Consider the following 16,249-nt stretch of genomic DNA (forward strand, 5'->3'; position numbering starts at 1 on the left):
CCCCATTACGGACTTTCACCGATTAGTACGTGCCCATGCTGGGCACACAATAAAATGCATAGTATGTAAAAATAACACACTATGCATTCACACTATATTAAAAAGTAATACTCAAAATTACTTTAAAACTTTATCTATTAAATTATTAAACTTTAAAAGATCATCTTCATCATATTCTTTTATTATTTCATTTATACAATAATATATATAATACTGTAATATTATTTTGCTAGCATCATTTAAAGCTATTTTAAAAATCGTTATTTTTTTAGACAATTCATCATTGGAATTATTAGGGATATTTATTTTTTCTAAAATTCTAGCATGTCCTAAAACTTCATATAACTTTTTTATAATTAGGTCTTTTCCATGAAAATTATCTTCGTTCAAATTACCTCCTATTAATTGCTCACAAATTATAATAAAATATTTTTTAATATATTATATTTTGTACATTATATCTAGTGAATACTTTCTTATATATTAATCTTTTACTTCACCAGATATATTTTTGTTTATAAAATATTTTCTTACCATAAATAATCCTGAGATTGCAATAATCCCCAATAATAATTCAGTCATTGCACCATCTTTAGGAATTAATAAAAGTTTTCTGGCTATTGCATAAAGTAAAACTTCCATAATAGTATCTGGAGTATGTAATGAAAGCATTATTACAAGCTCTATTCCTATTATTAATAAAAATATTTGTGCAAGTAAATCATTAATCTCTTCATACTCTACTATTCTCTTACTATTAATTATAAAAATTTCCACAATATGTTTTACAGCATCAATAGTAGCTAATAACACTAATAGCATAACTACTATAGCTAAAGCAACTTCAAAATAATTTGCTATTTTAATAATTACCACTTTAATTTTCTATAATTTTGTTAATACTATAACTGTAATAACATAGTAAGGAGGTGTTTGTTTTGAAAAATGATAATAAGAAAACATTTAATAAGGATAACTTTCTAAGAAATGGAACTAAATCTCAAAATCAATATGCCAAAAGTAGCTTTAATACTACCATAGAAGAACCAGCTTTAAATGAAAGTGGTATTGAAGCTAAAAAAAGAGGATTTTAATAATTTTCTTCTAATAGAATTTTAATAGACATATAACTTATAGGAATTTACATTAATGCCTTAATAGTTTTAAAGCTCTTGGTTTTTATGTAAAGATTATTTTAATATTTATGTGCTTTCGTACTTTATCTTTAAAATCATAAAAAGAATTAATCGTAAATTCCTATATGTCTCTCATCATCTTACAATTCTCTATAAAACTATACTAAAATTTATATGTTACTCATGTGATTTATTTTTAATAGATTATGCACTGTTATATAAAAATCTACTAATAAATAAATAAGTATAAATACAGTTAATTTTATAAATATCACTTCATTTCTTATAAACATATTAAGAAAAATTGGTTCTATATATTTTAATCCTAAAAATGTCATTAAAGTCCAAGCTATAGAGAATTTTAAGCTAACTAATCCCTTAAAATTATACTTTAAATTAGAGTAGTCCCAATAAACTTTATTAAATATTTCCTTTAATAAGTATCCACTTATGTATTCTATTATAGATGGTATAAAAAAGCAAAACATTAACATTAATATGGTGTAATCAGAAAAATAATTCTTTAATATTATAAGAATGCTTACAGTTATTCCATACATAGGTTTAAAAGGACCTATTAAAAAACCATCTTCTTTAAATTTTCCAGTTATACAAAAGCAATATACTTCTTCAATAATCCACCCTATAAAGGAATAAATAATAAAATTGAATAATGTATAATTAATTAAATTCATTGAGTTTATCACCTTCCTTAATGTTAATATTTGCATAACTTAATATATTTATTTATTAATTAAATGATTTTTTGCAATTACTTGTTATAATGTTCTTATAGTTATATAAAATATCATTTAATACAAGGAGAAATATATTATGCAAAAACTTTACTACGAAAATCAATATTTGAAAAAATTCACTGCTGAAATAGATGAAGTCAAAGAAGTAGGTAATGAGTTTCATATAGTTTTAAATAAAACCGCATTTTTCCCAAGGGGAGGAGGACAAAAACATGATTTAGGGAAAATCGATGAAATTGAAGTGTTAAATGTCTATGAAAAAGATAATTTAATTTATCATGTAATAGGTAAAAAGCCTTCAAGAATACATAATGTTAAGTGTTCAATAGATTGGTTAAGAAGATCAGATGGAATGAATCATCATTTAGCTCAACATATACTATCTGCATGTTTCTTTAATCTTTTTAATATAAATACAATTGCAGTTCATCATGGAAATGAATTTAGTACTATTGACTTTAATTCTATACTTACAGAAGAACAGGTACGTTCCTGTGAAAAATATGCTAATGATATTATTGAAGAGTCGTTAGATGTGGAATTTCTAACTCCAACTAAAAGAGAACTTAAGAATATGAAACTTAGAAGAGATCTTCCAGATACTAATGAACAAATACGTATTGTTAAAATTGATGATTTAGATCTTAATGCTTGTTGTGGTATTCACCCGAAATCAACATTAGATTTGAGACTTATAAAAATAAAAAAATATGAAAAACATAAAAAAGGATCTAGAATTGAGTTTATAACTGGATCAAAGGCTGTAAGTGATTCTTTAGAAAAAGATTTATTTGCACATTCTATGTGTAAATACTTAAATTGTAATGAAAAAGAAGCTTTAAATGGAATAGAAAATTTAAATTTACAGCTAAAAAACGTACTGAATGAAAATAAAAATATGAGCATTGAACTTTCAAAATATGAAATTAAAGAAATTATAGAAAACTCAGCTCAAATTAATAATATAAACATTGTTAAATATGTATACAATAATAAAACCTTAAAATTTGTTAATACAATTGTTTCACAAATAACAGAGGAAAATAATAGAATTGCTCTAATGGCATTAGTAAATGATGATAAAATAAACCTTATATTTTCATGTTCTAAAAATATAAAAAATGTTAATATGGGTGAATTATTAAAAGATGCAATAGTCCTTATAGATGGACGTGGTGGTGGAAATCAAACCCTTGCACAAGGTGCTGGTAAAAATATACTGAATTTAGAAAACACCTTAGAATATGCCTTTAATAAACTTAAAAACATATTATAAAATTTACGGAATGCTTAATAAATTTATTTTAAGTTAAACTTATTAAGAATGTGTTACTACTTCAGGATTCATTAGTTCAAAGTGGGTGAATAAAATTGTTTAACAAAATTCAGAATAAAAGTTATCCTCAGATTTTACGTTAATATAATTTCATAAAGAATAAAAAATCAACCGAAATCTCTAGTACTCTGAAGGTTGATTTTTTTATTTTAATATATTACAAATTTTAAATATATTACTATAATAATGTTTGGACTAATTCTTTGCTTGGTGAAGGTAATACTACAGTTCCTATAATATCTCCGCCCTCTTCAAGCTTAGCTTCTGCTGCTTCTATTGCTGCTTTAACAGCAGATACTTCTCCTGTAAGGATAACGTATCCTTTTCCGCCAAGGCCTCTTGCTATTCTTATTTCTAATAGTTCTACATTAGCTGCCTTTAGTGCTGTATCACCTGCAATTACAGAAGCAACAGCTGACATTGTTTCAATAACACCAATAGATGAAATATTGTCAAAATCACAAGTTGCTGTTATGGCTGGAAATACCTTTTCATGTACACTAGCTATTGTATACTCGCTTATAAGATAGCTAAGTCCAACTTCTTTACCGACGCCTACAGCATTTGTAACATCCCCTACATCTCCTGCTAATATTACTATATATTTACCTGGACACATTGGAGTTGCTAAGATAATTTCTACATTAGCGGATTTAACCATTTCATCTGCTGCTTGAATTCCTTTTGCAATACTTTTAAATTCTAGTAATCCAATAGATCTTCTCATTTCATTCTCTCCTTTCTAGTTATCCTATCTACTTATAACAATGCTATCATCATTTATTTCTTTTATAATTCCATCTATACTTGCATGAATCTTTGCACCTAATTTATCATTAGGTATATCTCCTATAAGATCACCTTTTTGAACTCTATCACCGATATTAACTACTGGTTCTGCTTTAACTCCTATATGTTGTGATCTTAAGATTACAACTTCCGAAAAATCATATTCCTCATTTTGAAGTGGTGCTTCAGCATCATATTTTTCTATATTTAATCGTTGCTTAAGCTTATGAACTGGAAACTTTCTATATTCTCTAAAATCATCTGCTTTTTCTGGAGCATTATGATTAGGATTTTTAATACCATTTTTAGCCAATTCACCTTTAAAGAAACTATTTAGCTTCCAAGGTTGAAGTCCCATAACACAAACTTGTTCACAAAGTCCACATTCACTGCATAAAAAAGAAGCTGTTGGTAAAATTTCTTTACTGCAAGTTCCACCATAACTTGCAATTCTCATCATCTTATCTGGTTCTAACTTATGTCCTAATAAATGTCTTGGACATACCTCAGTACACATTGAACAATGGCAACATGCCGCTCTTGCTTGTTTTAACATAGATTGTATGTTTCTTTTCTTTGAAACCACTATATTATGACTCCTAGGTATAACTATTAAGCCTTTAGTATTTTTCTTTATCGGTCTATCAATATCTTCTATTAATTTTCCCATCATAGGACCACCATCAATAATTTCAAACTCATCAATCAATGTTCCACCAGCTAATTCAAGAGCTTGCCTTATTGATATTCCAATAGGAACTTTAACAGTAATAGGATTTTTAACTTCACCTGTAATAGTTAAATATTTTTCAGTAACTGGTTTCCCTTCTAAAGCATTATATACATTTAATAATGTTTCAACGTTAATAACTATAACCCCAACATTTAAAGGAATGCCACCTTCTGGAACAACTCTTTTAGTTACTTCATAAACAGTAACTTGTTCGTCTCCTGCAGGATAAAAGTTTCCAAGTTCGAATAATTCCAGTTTTGGATATTCTCCTAATTTTTCATTTAAATTTTTCATTGCTGACTTATATTTACCCTTTAAAGCAATAACACCTTTAGTTGCTTCAGTTTGCTCTACTATTTTATTTAAGGCATATAAAAGTTTTGAAGCTTCTTCTGCCATCAATTGTTGATCTACTTTAAGAAGTGGTTCACATTCAGCACCATTTACAATAACATATTCAACTTTTGCATTTAATTTTACATGAGTTGGAAAACCAGCACCACCAGCACCAATTAATCCACCATCTTTTATTAAATCTAAAAAGTTTTTTTCCACTAATCTCATCTCCAATTCTATTTAATAGAGAAATTATCTACCATTACACATCTTCTTTTTCTTGTAAATGTTCTTGCAGATGTTAAACCTTCTCCAGTTGGGCCTGCAATAGTAAATGTTCCATGTCCTTCTGCACCATATCCAATTCCAGCATATGATGGAGCATTTTTAACAAATATAGTTGTTTGTACTGCTTTAGCAAATTTACTTAAATTATCTATATGTTTTGAGTGCATTATAGCAGTATGCCTATTTCCATGTTCAAGCTCAACACCAAGATCTATAGCTTCATCTACATTCCTAACTCTTATAACTGGTAAAATTGGCATCATAAGTTCTTCAACTGCAAACGGATGATTTGCTCCAACTTCAGCAAATATGACTCTTATGCTTGGATCTATATTAATTCCTAACTTACTCATTATATAATCAGCATTTTTTCCAACAAATTTTTTGTTTATAGTTCCATCTTCTGTTAAAACAAGTTTTTCTAATTGTGCAAGTATATTTTTATCAGTTATTTCTAAAGCACAATATTTTGACATACAAGTCTTTAAGTAATCCGCAACTCTATCTACTACTATTACTTCTTTTTCACAGATACATGGTAAATTATTATCAAAACTACAACCATCTATAATATCAACTGCAGCTTTTTCAATATCAGCAGTTTCATCAACAACTACTGGTGGATTTCCAGCTCCAGCTCCTATTGCTTTTTTACCACTTGAGAGTGCTACTTTAACAATTCCTGGACCACCTGTTGCACAAATCATATTAACTTTTGGATGAGCTAACATTATATTAGTACTTTCAATATTTGGATTTCTAACAGTAACTATAAGATTCTTAGGTCCATTTACTCTTTCTATTGCTTTATTAATAAGTTGTATTATAAATACTGAAACATCCTTTGCTCCTGGATGAGGTGAAAATACAACTGTATTACCTCCTGCAAGCATTGATATTCCGTTGTTTATTATTGTTTCAGTTGGATTAGTTGATGGTGCAATTGCTCCTATAACTCCAAATGGTGACATTTCATAAAGAGTTAATCCACCATCTCCAGTTTTAACACCTGCTTCAAGGTCTTCTACTCCTGGAGTTTTATCTAAAGCAAGATTGTTTTTAAGTATTTTATCTTCATATCTTCCCATTCCAGTCTCTTCAAAAGTTCTACGAGATATTTCTTCTACATTTTTTCTAACTTCTGCTTTAAATGCTTTAATTATTTCAGTTCTTTTATCTAATCCAACTTTTCTATATTCTTGCTCTGCTAACCATGCTTGTTCTATAGCATCATTTATATCTTCAAATACACCATATTCACCAACTGTCGTTGTAGGAGTATTCACAAATCCCATTATTTTCTTTTCAATATCTGCTAATGGATTTACTTCTTTTGGCACAGTCGCAGCGCTTGTAACTGCTTGTCCCTTTTCATTTCCTGTAAGCTCTTTAACTATATTCTTAACTATACTTTCTATATCTATCATATTTAAATCATTCATTCTATTTTCCCCCTAATTTCATTCTTTACTTACTTCAACGCTATCTACTATAGCAACAATAGCTCTATCTATAGGTGCATCCTTAGCATTAAATTGTTGATGTGCTGCATAACCAGTTGCTACTAATACAAGCTCACCATTACCTGCCCCAACAGAATCTATAGCTATTTCAATATTTCCTGCTGGATTATATTCTGGAGTTAATGGTTGTACCATAAGCATTTTCTTTCCTACTAGTCCTTCACTTTTGGTTGTTGCAACCACTACTCCAACCACTTTTGCTAAATACATATTTTTACCCTACCTTTTTATAATTTGTATCCCAAGCTCTTCTGCTAAATCTTTTGCAAGAGCTGTAATTATGGAGTTACTTGGAATTACAATTTTTTTATTCCCACTATTATTAGAGATTTCTTCACTTGAAATTACTTTTTTATTTATTTTGAATTCTAAAGCTCTGTCATTTTCATTAAATTCATTTTTTAAATCACTTAATACCATTTCATTTATATTACCGTCATCTATTTTAGATTTAACTTTGGGTAAAATCTCTTCACTAAAATCTTTTTTTACTACAGAATCAACTAGATTTTCCGAATTAACCAATTTTATTCCATAAGATTCTAATTTATCTAAATATCCTTTAATCATATTCATATAGGGAACAGGAATATTTTTGTATGGATTTTTTCTTGTACTTGATTCTCTAAAATCAACACTGTCTTTAGACATTATTACTTTTGTGCCATTTAAAATACACTTTGATATAAGTGCGGTTGGCATGGTATCGCTTATTCCATTTGCTACTTTGGATAAGGAATTTATACTTAAAGTTGCACCTATTAATAAATCAAATTCTTCATCATATATATGGTTACTATCTTCTAAATTACCATCTATATAAATATCTTCAATATTAAAAATTTCATTTATAATATTTCTATCTATTATTTGTGATGCATGTTTTGATAAAACTGCTTTTAATTTTATACCCTGAGTTTTTAATTTTTTCAATTCCGTGATGCTCTCTTTTAATCCCACTGTACTTCCTGTAAAAAACACTACAGCTTTTTTAGTTCTAAACGATTTATTTTCTAATTGAAACATCACTTCTTTTAAAACAACTTGGACAATCTCATCAAAGTTCAAATTAATCACCTCACTTAATGCAACTAACAGCAATACCTAGAGGTGTAACTAGCAATGGGTGGTTTGGTTTTATAGTTTCTATACCAATAATCTTTTCAAAAACAGATGTAAATTCACTGAAACTACAAGCTCCACCAACAACATAAATTTTATTTACATCATAGCCTTGTAAGTGTTTTTTTACAATGTAAGCCATCTTTTCTATAACCGGTTTGATAAGGATAAAATTATCTTTTTCTTTTTTAGGATCTTTTTTTAATTTTTCTGCTTCCTCAAAAGATATATTGTAATTTCCTGATAACACCAAGCTCATATGAGTACCACCAGTTGGTTCATCTGCTGTATATAGTACTTTACCATCTTTTAAAATACTTACTCCAGTTGTACCACCACCAACATCAACAACTGCTCCATCTTTTATTCCAAGTATTGCTGCTGCTGCAGTTGGTTCATCAATAATACTGACTAATTCGATATCAGCTGCTTCTAGTACATTTCCAATTGCTTTTACATTTCCCTCTAAAGTTCCAGGTGGGATTGCTGTTGATCCATAACTTATAGTTGCACCTAAAACCTTCTCTACTTTAGCTTTTAACTTTCTAACTATTTCTATAGCACCAATAAAATCTACAACTAGTCCATCTTTAACAACAGATGCTGGATATGATGCTCCAGCTACTGGATTATTGTTTTCGTCAACTACTGAAAGAACTATATTGGCTGTACCTAGGTCTACTCCAACTTTTAAGTTATTACTAACTTCATTGCACTTTTCTTCTTTTATTAAATTATAAAAAATATCCAACCCTTTATTTGCATCATATAACCCCATAGCTAAACTCCTTCAACTTTAGTAATTCTTATCTTATCACCATTTTTTAGTCCTGAAGCATTAGCTTCATCTGTATCAATATGCATTTCTGGTACAAAATCATCTGAAATCCTAATAATTACATTGTGGAAAGTTACTTTTCTTGGACCATAACTAGTTACATCTACTAACTCTCCATCTCTATATCCATATTTTTTTGCAAAATCTGTAGATAAATGAATATGCCTTGCAGCAATTATTACACCCTGATCTATTTTTATTTCCCCTTTAGGTCCCTTAAGTAATATTCCTGGAGTACCACTAAGTTTCCCTGATTGTCTTATGGGAGCATTTATACCTAATTTCATCTCATCTGATATTGAAACTTCTAATTGAGTAGATTCTCTCAATGGTCCAAGTACTCTTATTCTTTCAAAATATCCTTTCGGACCTCTAGCTTCAACTGTTTCATCATATGCATATTGTCCTGGCTGTCTCAACTCTTTTTTTATATTAGGTTTATAGTTTTCTCCAAATAAGCCTTCAAGCTCCCTTAATCCAAGATGAATATGCTTATTAGATATTCCTACGGGTATTAAACTTTCATTATACTTATTCAATTCTTCTATAACTGCTTTTGTAACAGTTAATATTATTTTTTCTATATCTACTTGAACCATATGAAATTTTTACTCCTTTCTTATATTAAAGATTAGACTGCGGTAATATTTTTTCAGTATCTATATGTGGCCTTGGAATTACGTGTATTGATACCACTTCTCCTACTTTTTGTGCTGCTGCTGCTCCTGCATCTGTCGCTGCTTTAACTGCTCCTACATCTCCTCTTACCATTACAGTTACTAGTCCTGATCCTATTTTTTCATATCCTACTAATGTTACATTAGCACTTTTAACCATAGCATCTGCTGCTTCTATAGCTCCTATTAATCCCTTTGTTTCTACCATTCCTAATGCATCTTTCATAATAATATCCTCCTTAAAATCAATCATTAATAATATTCCAAATATTCAGAATATATTTTTTAAAACAAATTCCTTAATAATATTATTTACTTAGTCTTATTTATTAATTTTCAACTTTTGGTATTAATTTTTCAGTGTCCATATGTGGTCTTGGAATTACATGTATTGATACCACTTCTCCTACTTTTTGTGCTGCTGCTGCTCCTGCATCTGTTGCCGCTTTAACTGCTCCTACATCTCCTCTTACCATTACAGTTACTAGTCCTGATCCTATTTTTTCATATCCTACTAATGTTACATTAGCACTTTTAACCATAGCATCTGCTGCTTCTATAGCTCCTATTAATCCCTTTGTTTCTACCATTCCTAATGCATCATGCATAATAATATCCTCCTCTTATTTCTTTATTTCATTAAAATGTATGCAAGAAGTCCTAGGTTCTCCTTTTTTTCTTGAACACACTGTGTCCATACATAAATTACATGTTATATTTTTTTCTTCAACTGCCTTAATATCTTTTTCTTTTTTATCATCTAGTATCTTTACTTCTTCATTAGATTTATGCTCATTTTCTACTTTATCAGCTTTTTTTTTACTTTCTAAGGATGTAGTAGCTTTGTTCTTAGAAAATATAATATTTTTTAATTCAGAATTAGGTCTAGGTATAATAGATGTAGCCAATACTTTATTCACCAAAGCAGCTGAAGTAGATGCAGATTGAATTGCAGCTTTTACAGCACCAACATCACCCTTTATTTTAACTACAACTGTTCCACCTTTTGAATTTTCATATCCTATGACTTCTACATTAGATGATTTTACAGCTGTATCAGCGGCTTCAATTCCGGCTACAAGGCCAATTGTTTCGATAAGTCCTAAAGCAAAGCTCTCCAGTTTAACCACCCCCTTAAATAATTTTTATTTTAAAATAAGCTATATATAAATTTAAAATAATAAATTCTAAAACTAAATATAAGGAGTACTTTGTGAGGTAGGTGTACTTCCTATTTTAGATAAAATATTTGTACCTAATTCTCTCGCTGTAATTAAAGCTTGCTTAACTGCTTCTGAATCACCATAAATTGTTGTCACACATTCATTGCTATAGCTAGTTTTATAGGCTGGTGACCAGTGATCTATTATATCAACATTTGATGCTTTTAAAGCACTATCTGCCATTAAAAGTCCTATTGCTGCTGGTGCTCCTACTATAACTCCAAATGCCGATCCTATTGGTGCATTAAAAGTCTTATTGCAAGCATAACTAGCTCTTGAAGTATATTGAATTTCTAAATGTCCACATTCATTAATGTATAGATTACCAAATGTTCTATTTAAATCATTTAAAGTGATTTCTACAGCTTGTCTTACATCTGATACATCAGCTGCTCCAAAAATTATTAATACTCCATGACCCGCATTACCTTTTGTATCTCTTGCAAGTTCAACTTTTATAATTTCTGAATTAGTTCCTTTTACAGCCTCATCGGCAGAAATTATCTGTGCACTTGCACCAGTACGTGCTCCTATTATTCCAATAGATCTATATTTTTTAGAAACATTCATCTTATTAAGTAGTAATTCATTTACATTTGCTATAACAAGACCTACTGTATCTCCAATTGCACTTCCAACAAACTCAGGAATATCATTTTCAAGACTAATCTTACTATTCTGAAAATTTTGGATATTTTTTAATTCTTCTTTATTTTGATTCGTATCAATTGTAATTTCTACATTTTTCAAAACTTCAGATATAATATTTCTCATTAATTGCTCCTGCACAATCAATCTCCTCCTATGAATTTAGTATTTTAAGTTTTATACATTTTATTAAACTAGGAATTACTGTAAATTAACAGCTAATTAAATTCTCTTTATTGGTATAATTTAATATTTACATTAAACATTCAAAACTTTGTTAAAAAAATTACAAATAATTTTAAAATTTTCTATATAAATTTTTTTTGAAAAATACCCATTTTATTATAATCGTATATTTACTTATACTTTTTATCACAATAATCAACTATAGCATACAGATTTTATGAATTAATACTCTGTGATAATTAACATGGCATTGTAATTACTTTTTTCTGTTAATTATTTAACAAGTATTTTCAAAAAAAATTATACCTTTTTAATTTCCATTATAAGCTTTAATTAAAATATCTCTTAAACCTTTTTCATCAGCATTTCTTGGATTTCCTCCAGTACAAATATCCTGCATTGCTCTACCACACATAGATTCTATAGCTAAATTAAATGAACTTTCATCAATTCCAAAATCTTTTATTCTTATTGGTATATTTACAGATTGTAATAAAGCTTTTAAAGCTTTCCCAAACATTACTACACCTTCTTTAAAGTCAGTATGTGGTAATCCTAATAACCTAGCTATCTCTGTATATCTTTTAGCAGCCTTAAAATCATAACAATCATTTTCATCAAATAATGATGAATTGTATTCTACAACATATGGTAAAAGAACCGCATTAGCTCTACCATGGGTTATTCCAAAAGTTGCACCTAATGCATGAGCTAAACTATGATTTATTCCAAGCCCAGCATTTTCGAATGCTATTCCAGCCATACAAGATGCATTATGAATTTTCATTCTTGCTTCTTGATCTACTCCATTTTTAAATACTTTTTCTGCATATTTAAATATTGTAGAAATAGCTTCTTTTGCTAATGCATCAGTATACTCTGATGCCCCTGTTGATACATATGCTTCAAGTGCATGAGTTAATACATCTAATGCGGTATCAGCAGTTACTGTAGGCGGAACACTTTTTGTAAAATTCCAATCTAATAATGCTACATCTGCATACATAACATCACTTTTAAGTGGTATTTTAGTATGTGTTGATGCATCAGTTATAACTGCATAAGATGTTACTTCAGAGCCAGTTCCACTTGTAGTAGGGATTGCTATAAAATATGGTTTTTCTTTATTTGAAGAAGGTAACTTTTGCTTTAGTACATCTAAAAAATAGATCATAGCCTTTGAAGCATCAATTACAGATCCTCCACCTATAGCAATTATAGTATCAGCCCCATAATCTAAGAATTTTTTAAATCCATGTGTAACAACTTCCATTGTTGGTTCTGGTTCTACTTCTGTAAATATTTCATAGTTTATTCTATTTTCTTTTAATATACTTGTTACTGGATCGATTACACCCAGCTTTGACATAACTTTATCAGTAACTATAAATATTCCTTTTGACTTTAAGTCTCTTAAATATTGTACTGCATTATCTTCATACAATATTTGTGCTGGAACCTTAAAACTTTTCATCTACTTTATACCCCCATTTTATTTTTGGAGAATATATAGCCTGTTAATTTAATAACATTCCTAATTAATTTGATTTTACCATATTAAACATAAATTTCAAGTATTTTTTATAAAATCTAAAAATATTTTTCAATTACGTAGTTTATATATATATTTCTCTTATAAATATACGTATTATGGTGCTTTTTTCTATCCTTAATTAATTATAACAAAATTCTGAAAATTTGTACAATAGTTTTTTTGAAAGTTTTTCCTTTAAACTATGTTAATATTTTAACTTGTTTTCGTATCGTTAATATAATTTATAACTTACATTATGTATTATATTAAAAAAACAAAAAACAAAGAAATTTATATATTCTTTGCTTTTTTGATTAATCCATATTTTAATATAATGCTTAATAAAATTGTAATTCCTTAAGCTCTTTCTATTTCTTTATTTGAGAATTTAATTTATCGTAAAGATTGCTTAAATTATCTATATCTACATTTTGATTTTTAAGATTTTCCATTCTTCTATCTATTATTTCCAATGTATATTTTGCCTCTTTAAAATCTTTATCTTTAATACAATTATTAGTATATGTTAATAAATAATCTATTTTTAAAACATCTTCTGCTAAATCTTCTTTATCCTCATTAACTAAGCTAACCAATAAAGAATAAACTTTAGGAGTTGTTGTATTTTTTGTTTCTTTTAATAAATCATTGTTTCTACTATTTTTTTTCGCCATTTTTACACCTCTTTCTAGTTAAGATAATATATCTTAAGTTTTAACTATGAAATTTCTAATTTATCTGATATATTATAATTCATTTTATTTATTAATTAGATTTTCATTATAAATTATTGCATAAAAAATTTCAACATTTAAGATAATACTTTCATTTTTTGATAAATGTATTTATTAATTATTCATAAGATTAGAATTAAATAAATAATTATTTTTACATTTTTAATATAGATTTTATATTCCCACACTATTCTTTTAATTAAAAGCCTTTATTTTCCTTGCATACTTAACAGAAATTTATGCAAAATATAACTATGATAATAGATTGAGGTGTTTAATGTTGAAAAAATTTTTATTTACATTATTAACTTGTTTAATAATATTTAAAACAAATGCTTTTGCTATTCCTTTAACATCAAATTTATATAAAGAAGGTGTTTATAGAGTTGATAGCACTGCTGGAAATACTGCAACAGCTAAGCTTACGACGCCTAATAATACTACATATTTATTAATATTTGATGAAAAAAATAATTTAGAGTTAATAAGACGTTTTGATTTTAAAAATGAAACTGCTAATTTAAATAAAATCAACGCTGGTTCTATTATTTCTGTAATTGGAAATGGTGAAATATCTATTAATTTTAACGACTAATATATATTAAATGTATCACATATATTCGATTAAAAAAATAAGCAATAAATAATAACTATTACATTTATTGCTTATAATTCCCCTTAGAATATACACTATACTATATTCTAAGGGGTTCTTTTTTACTTACTATTAATATTTTTTTCTTTATCTATTTTATCAAAACTATTTGCAACTGTAACTGTTGTTACCATTGTTCCATTTACATTAAGCATTGTACGTCCCATATCAAGAATTGGATCTATTGCAAGAATGCCGCCTGCTAATGAGAAATAATTTCCCATTCCCATACCTGATATTACTACAGATACTGCCATGGTAGCAGTACCCGGAAGTCCTGCGATTCCAAGTGAGCTTACTACTATTATTACAAGTAGCATTCCATAAAAGCTAAAATCCATAGGTGTTCCTGACATATTAGCAATTGTAACTGCCATTAATGCTGGATATATAGCTGCGCACCCATTCATTCCTGCATTAGATCCTAAACTCCCAACAAAGCTTGCTATTCCTTCATCTACTCCAACTTTTTCTGTTAATGTTTCTATTGTCACAGGTAATGTCCCTAAGCTAGATCTTGAAGTAAAAGCTAGTATTAAAGGTTCCATTGTATTTTTTAAATATTTAATAGGATTTAAACCATTAAGAGATATTATCACTAAATGTATTACAAACATTATAGCTATACTAACATATAAAGCTATTATGAAATCTAATACACTCATAAGTGCTGGTATTCCTCTTGCTGCAATTGTATTTGCAAGCAATGCTATTACAGCATAAGGCATAAATTTAATTACGGTCATAGCTACGCTTGTAGTAATCTTATATCCTGCTTCTACTAAATCTTTAGCTGGTTTTATTACATCAGAATATTTCTTCTTAAGTCTATTCATTGCCACTCCAATAAAGCCTGCAAAAATAACAACCCCAACAACATTTGCATCTGCCATAGCTTTAACTGGATTTGATGGAAGTAATCCTCTTAAAGTATCAACTACAGAATTTATTTCTTTCATTTCTGAGTTATTTTGAATAATTTCAAAACCCACTCCTAATTTAAATAAATTTCCTATAACAATTCCTACTATAGCAGCAATTGTAGTTGTACTAAGCAAAACAAGTAATGATCTAAATGTAAGTTTTCCTAAATTTTCTCCTTCTTTCATATTAATAATTACTCTTATTATTGAAAGAAATACTAATGGAATAACTAGCATCTTTAATAAATCCATAAATCCATATCCAAATAATCCATACCACTTTGTAACTTCATTTATCCAGGTTATTTTATCCGTTGTTTCTGGAAAACCTGCTACCACTTGTATTATTCCTCCAAGTAATAACCCTAAAACGGTTGATAAAATCATACGTTTAGAAAACTTCACTTTTTTTCTTTCAAGAATATTCATTAAATAAAATATTCCTATTAAAACTCCTATAAATAATATAGTTTTAAAATTAGTTATCATTAAAAAATCTGTTAAAAATGTACTGTTCATTTTCTTCCCCATCCTTTGTGTATTATTCCTATAAGTTTAGTATGATTTATATAATACCTAGAAAACATACTTATGTCAATATAGTTTATACATAAGTATGTTTTCTATGCTTCACTTTTATAATTATCACAATATATTTCAATATATTGATTCGGAAATTTTTGCTTTAAATTTACAATTATTTAAAGCAATTATAATTCACATTAATTCTAAACATTTATAATTTATCCCAATTTAAAGATTAAACGCCATTTTAAAGGCGTGTTAATATTATAGTATATATAATGTTCT

20 protein-coding genes are annotated in these 16,249 nt (G+C 28.1%); 3 read left to right on the forward strand and 17 right to left on the reverse strand.

What is annotated here, in order from left to right:
• Positions 1–117 precede the first annotated feature (117 nt).
• Both RYM86_RS14540 and RYM86_RS14545 read right to left on the reverse strand, forming a co-directional pair.
• Complete coding sequence (locus RYM86_RS14540) at positions 118–390, reverse strand: hypothetical protein (protein ID WP_315081385.1); 273 nt, start codon at positions 388–390, stop codon at positions 118–120.
• Between the two features lie 93 nt (positions 391–483).
• Positions 484–876: a hypothetical protein gene (locus tag RYM86_RS14545; protein WP_315081387.1), complete on the reverse strand. Its 393-nt coding sequence runs from the start codon at positions 874–876 to the stop codon at positions 484–486.
• 62 nt (positions 877–938) lie between these two features.
• On the opposite strand from RYM86_RS14545, the gene RYM86_RS14550 reads away from it, so the two are divergent.
• Positions 939–1,094 carry a hypothetical protein gene (locus tag RYM86_RS14550; protein WP_252212317.1) on the forward strand — a complete coding sequence of 52 codons (156 nt, stop codon included), beginning with the start codon at positions 939–941 and terminating at the stop codon, positions 1,092–1,094.
• Positions 1,095–1,306: 212 nt separating this feature from the next.
• Here RYM86_RS14550 and RYM86_RS14555 read toward each other — a convergent pair whose 3' ends face one another.
• Positions 1,307–1,831, reverse strand: a complete 525-nt coding sequence (locus RYM86_RS14555) for a putative ABC transporter permease (protein ID WP_315081388.1) — start codon at positions 1,829–1,831, stop codon at positions 1,307–1,309.
• Between the two features lie 139 nt (positions 1,832–1,970).
• Here RYM86_RS14555 and RYM86_RS14560 point away from each other — a divergent pair, with 139 nt between their 5' ends.
• The gene (locus tag RYM86_RS14560; protein WP_315081389.1) at positions 1,971–3,170 is read left to right on the forward strand and encodes a DHHA1 domain-containing protein; all 1,200 of its coding nucleotides are present in this window, start codon (positions 1,971–1,973) and stop codon (positions 3,168–3,170) included.
• Positions 3,171–3,408: 238 nt separating this feature from the next.
• On the opposite strand, the gene RYM86_RS14565 is transcribed toward RYM86_RS14560, so the two are convergent.
• The 13 genes from RYM86_RS14565 to RYM86_RS14625 form a co-directional block, all read right to left on the reverse strand.
• Complete coding sequence (locus RYM86_RS14565) at positions 3,409–3,957, reverse strand: BMC domain-containing protein (protein ID WP_252212320.1); 549 nt, start codon at positions 3,955–3,957, stop codon at positions 3,409–3,411.
• 24 nt (positions 3,958–3,981) lie between these two features.
• Positions 3,982–5,307 (reverse strand): 4Fe-4S dicluster domain-containing protein, encoded by a 1,326-nt coding sequence (locus tag RYM86_RS14570; protein WP_315081390.1) that lies wholly within the window; start codon positions 5,305–5,307, stop codon positions 3,982–3,984.
• Between the two features lie 17 nt (positions 5,308–5,324).
• Positions 5,325–6,818, reverse strand: a complete 1,494-nt coding sequence (locus RYM86_RS14575) for an aldehyde dehydrogenase EutE (RefSeq protein ID WP_315081391.1) — start codon at positions 6,816–6,818, stop codon at positions 5,325–5,327.
• An 18-nt stretch (positions 6,819–6,836) separates the two neighbouring features.
• Positions 6,837–7,109, reverse strand: a complete 273-nt coding sequence (locus RYM86_RS14580; RefSeq protein ID WP_315081393.1) for a EutN/CcmL family microcompartment protein — start codon at positions 7,107–7,109, stop codon at positions 6,837–6,839.
• Positions 7,110–7,118: 9 nt separating this feature from the next.
• Positions 7,119–7,967, reverse strand: coding sequence for a flavoprotein (locus RYM86_RS14585; protein WP_315081394.1), 849 nt, complete (start codon positions 7,965–7,967; stop codon positions 7,119–7,121).
• Positions 7,968–7,977: 10 nt separating this feature from the next.
• A complete protein-coding gene (gene eutJ / locus RYM86_RS14590; protein ID WP_315081395.1) occupies positions 7,978–8,799 on the reverse strand; it encodes an ethanolamine utilization protein EutJ in 822 nt (273 codons plus the stop codon).
• A 2-nt stretch (positions 8,800–8,801) separates the two neighbouring features.
• Positions 8,802–9,458: a phosphate propanoyltransferase gene (locus RYM86_RS14595; RefSeq protein WP_315081396.1), complete on the reverse strand. Its 657-nt coding sequence runs from the start codon at positions 9,456–9,458 to the stop codon at positions 8,802–8,804.
• Positions 9,459–9,483: 25 nt separating this feature from the next.
• Complete coding sequence (gene pduA, locus RYM86_RS14600; RefSeq protein WP_222629467.1) at positions 9,484–9,765, reverse strand: BMC domain-containing protein; 282 nt, start codon at positions 9,763–9,765, stop codon at positions 9,484–9,486.
• A gap of 100 nt (positions 9,766–9,865) precedes the next feature.
• Complete coding sequence (gene pduA, locus RYM86_RS14605) at positions 9,866–10,147, reverse strand: propanediol utilization microcompartment protein PduA (RefSeq protein WP_252236171.1); 282 nt, start codon at positions 10,145–10,147, stop codon at positions 9,866–9,868.
• 12 nt (positions 10,148–10,159) lie between these two features.
• Entirely contained in the window at positions 10,160–10,666 is a 507-nt protein-coding gene (locus RYM86_RS14610; RefSeq protein ID WP_315081397.1) for a BMC domain-containing protein, read from the reverse strand.
• A gap of 63 nt (positions 10,667–10,729) precedes the next feature.
• Complete coding sequence (gene pduB / locus RYM86_RS14615; RefSeq protein WP_315081398.1) at positions 10,730–11,548, reverse strand: propanediol utilization microcompartment protein PduB; 819 nt, start codon at positions 11,546–11,548, stop codon at positions 10,730–10,732.
• A gap of 355 nt (positions 11,549–11,903) precedes the next feature.
• On the reverse strand, positions 11,904–13,067 hold the full coding sequence (locus tag RYM86_RS14620; protein WP_315081399.1) for a 1-propanol dehydrogenase PduQ: 1,164 nt from the start codon (positions 13,065–13,067) through the stop codon (positions 11,904–11,906).
• 428 nt (positions 13,068–13,495) lie between these two features.
• Positions 13,496–13,801, reverse strand: a complete 306-nt coding sequence (locus RYM86_RS14625) for a hypothetical protein (RefSeq protein ID WP_315081400.1) — start codon at positions 13,799–13,801, stop codon at positions 13,496–13,498.
• Between the two features lie 337 nt (positions 13,802–14,138).
• Between RYM86_RS14625 and RYM86_RS14630 the strand changes: the two genes are divergently transcribed.
• Positions 14,139–14,456, forward strand: a complete 318-nt coding sequence (locus RYM86_RS14630; RefSeq protein ID WP_315081401.1) for a hypothetical protein — start codon at positions 14,139–14,141, stop codon at positions 14,454–14,456.
• A 122-nt stretch (positions 14,457–14,578) separates the two neighbouring features.
• On the opposite strand, the gene RYM86_RS14635 is transcribed toward RYM86_RS14630, so the two are convergent.
• Entirely contained in the window at positions 14,579–15,958 is a 1,380-nt protein-coding gene (locus tag RYM86_RS14635) for a cation:dicarboxylate symporter family transporter (RefSeq protein WP_315081402.1), read from the reverse strand.
• Positions 15,959–16,249 lie beyond the last annotated feature (291 nt).

Source organism: uncultured Clostridium sp., assembly GCF_963527835.1.
In the GTDB taxonomy this organism is placed as follows: Bacteria; Bacillota; Clostridia; order Clostridiales; family Clostridiaceae; genus Clostridium.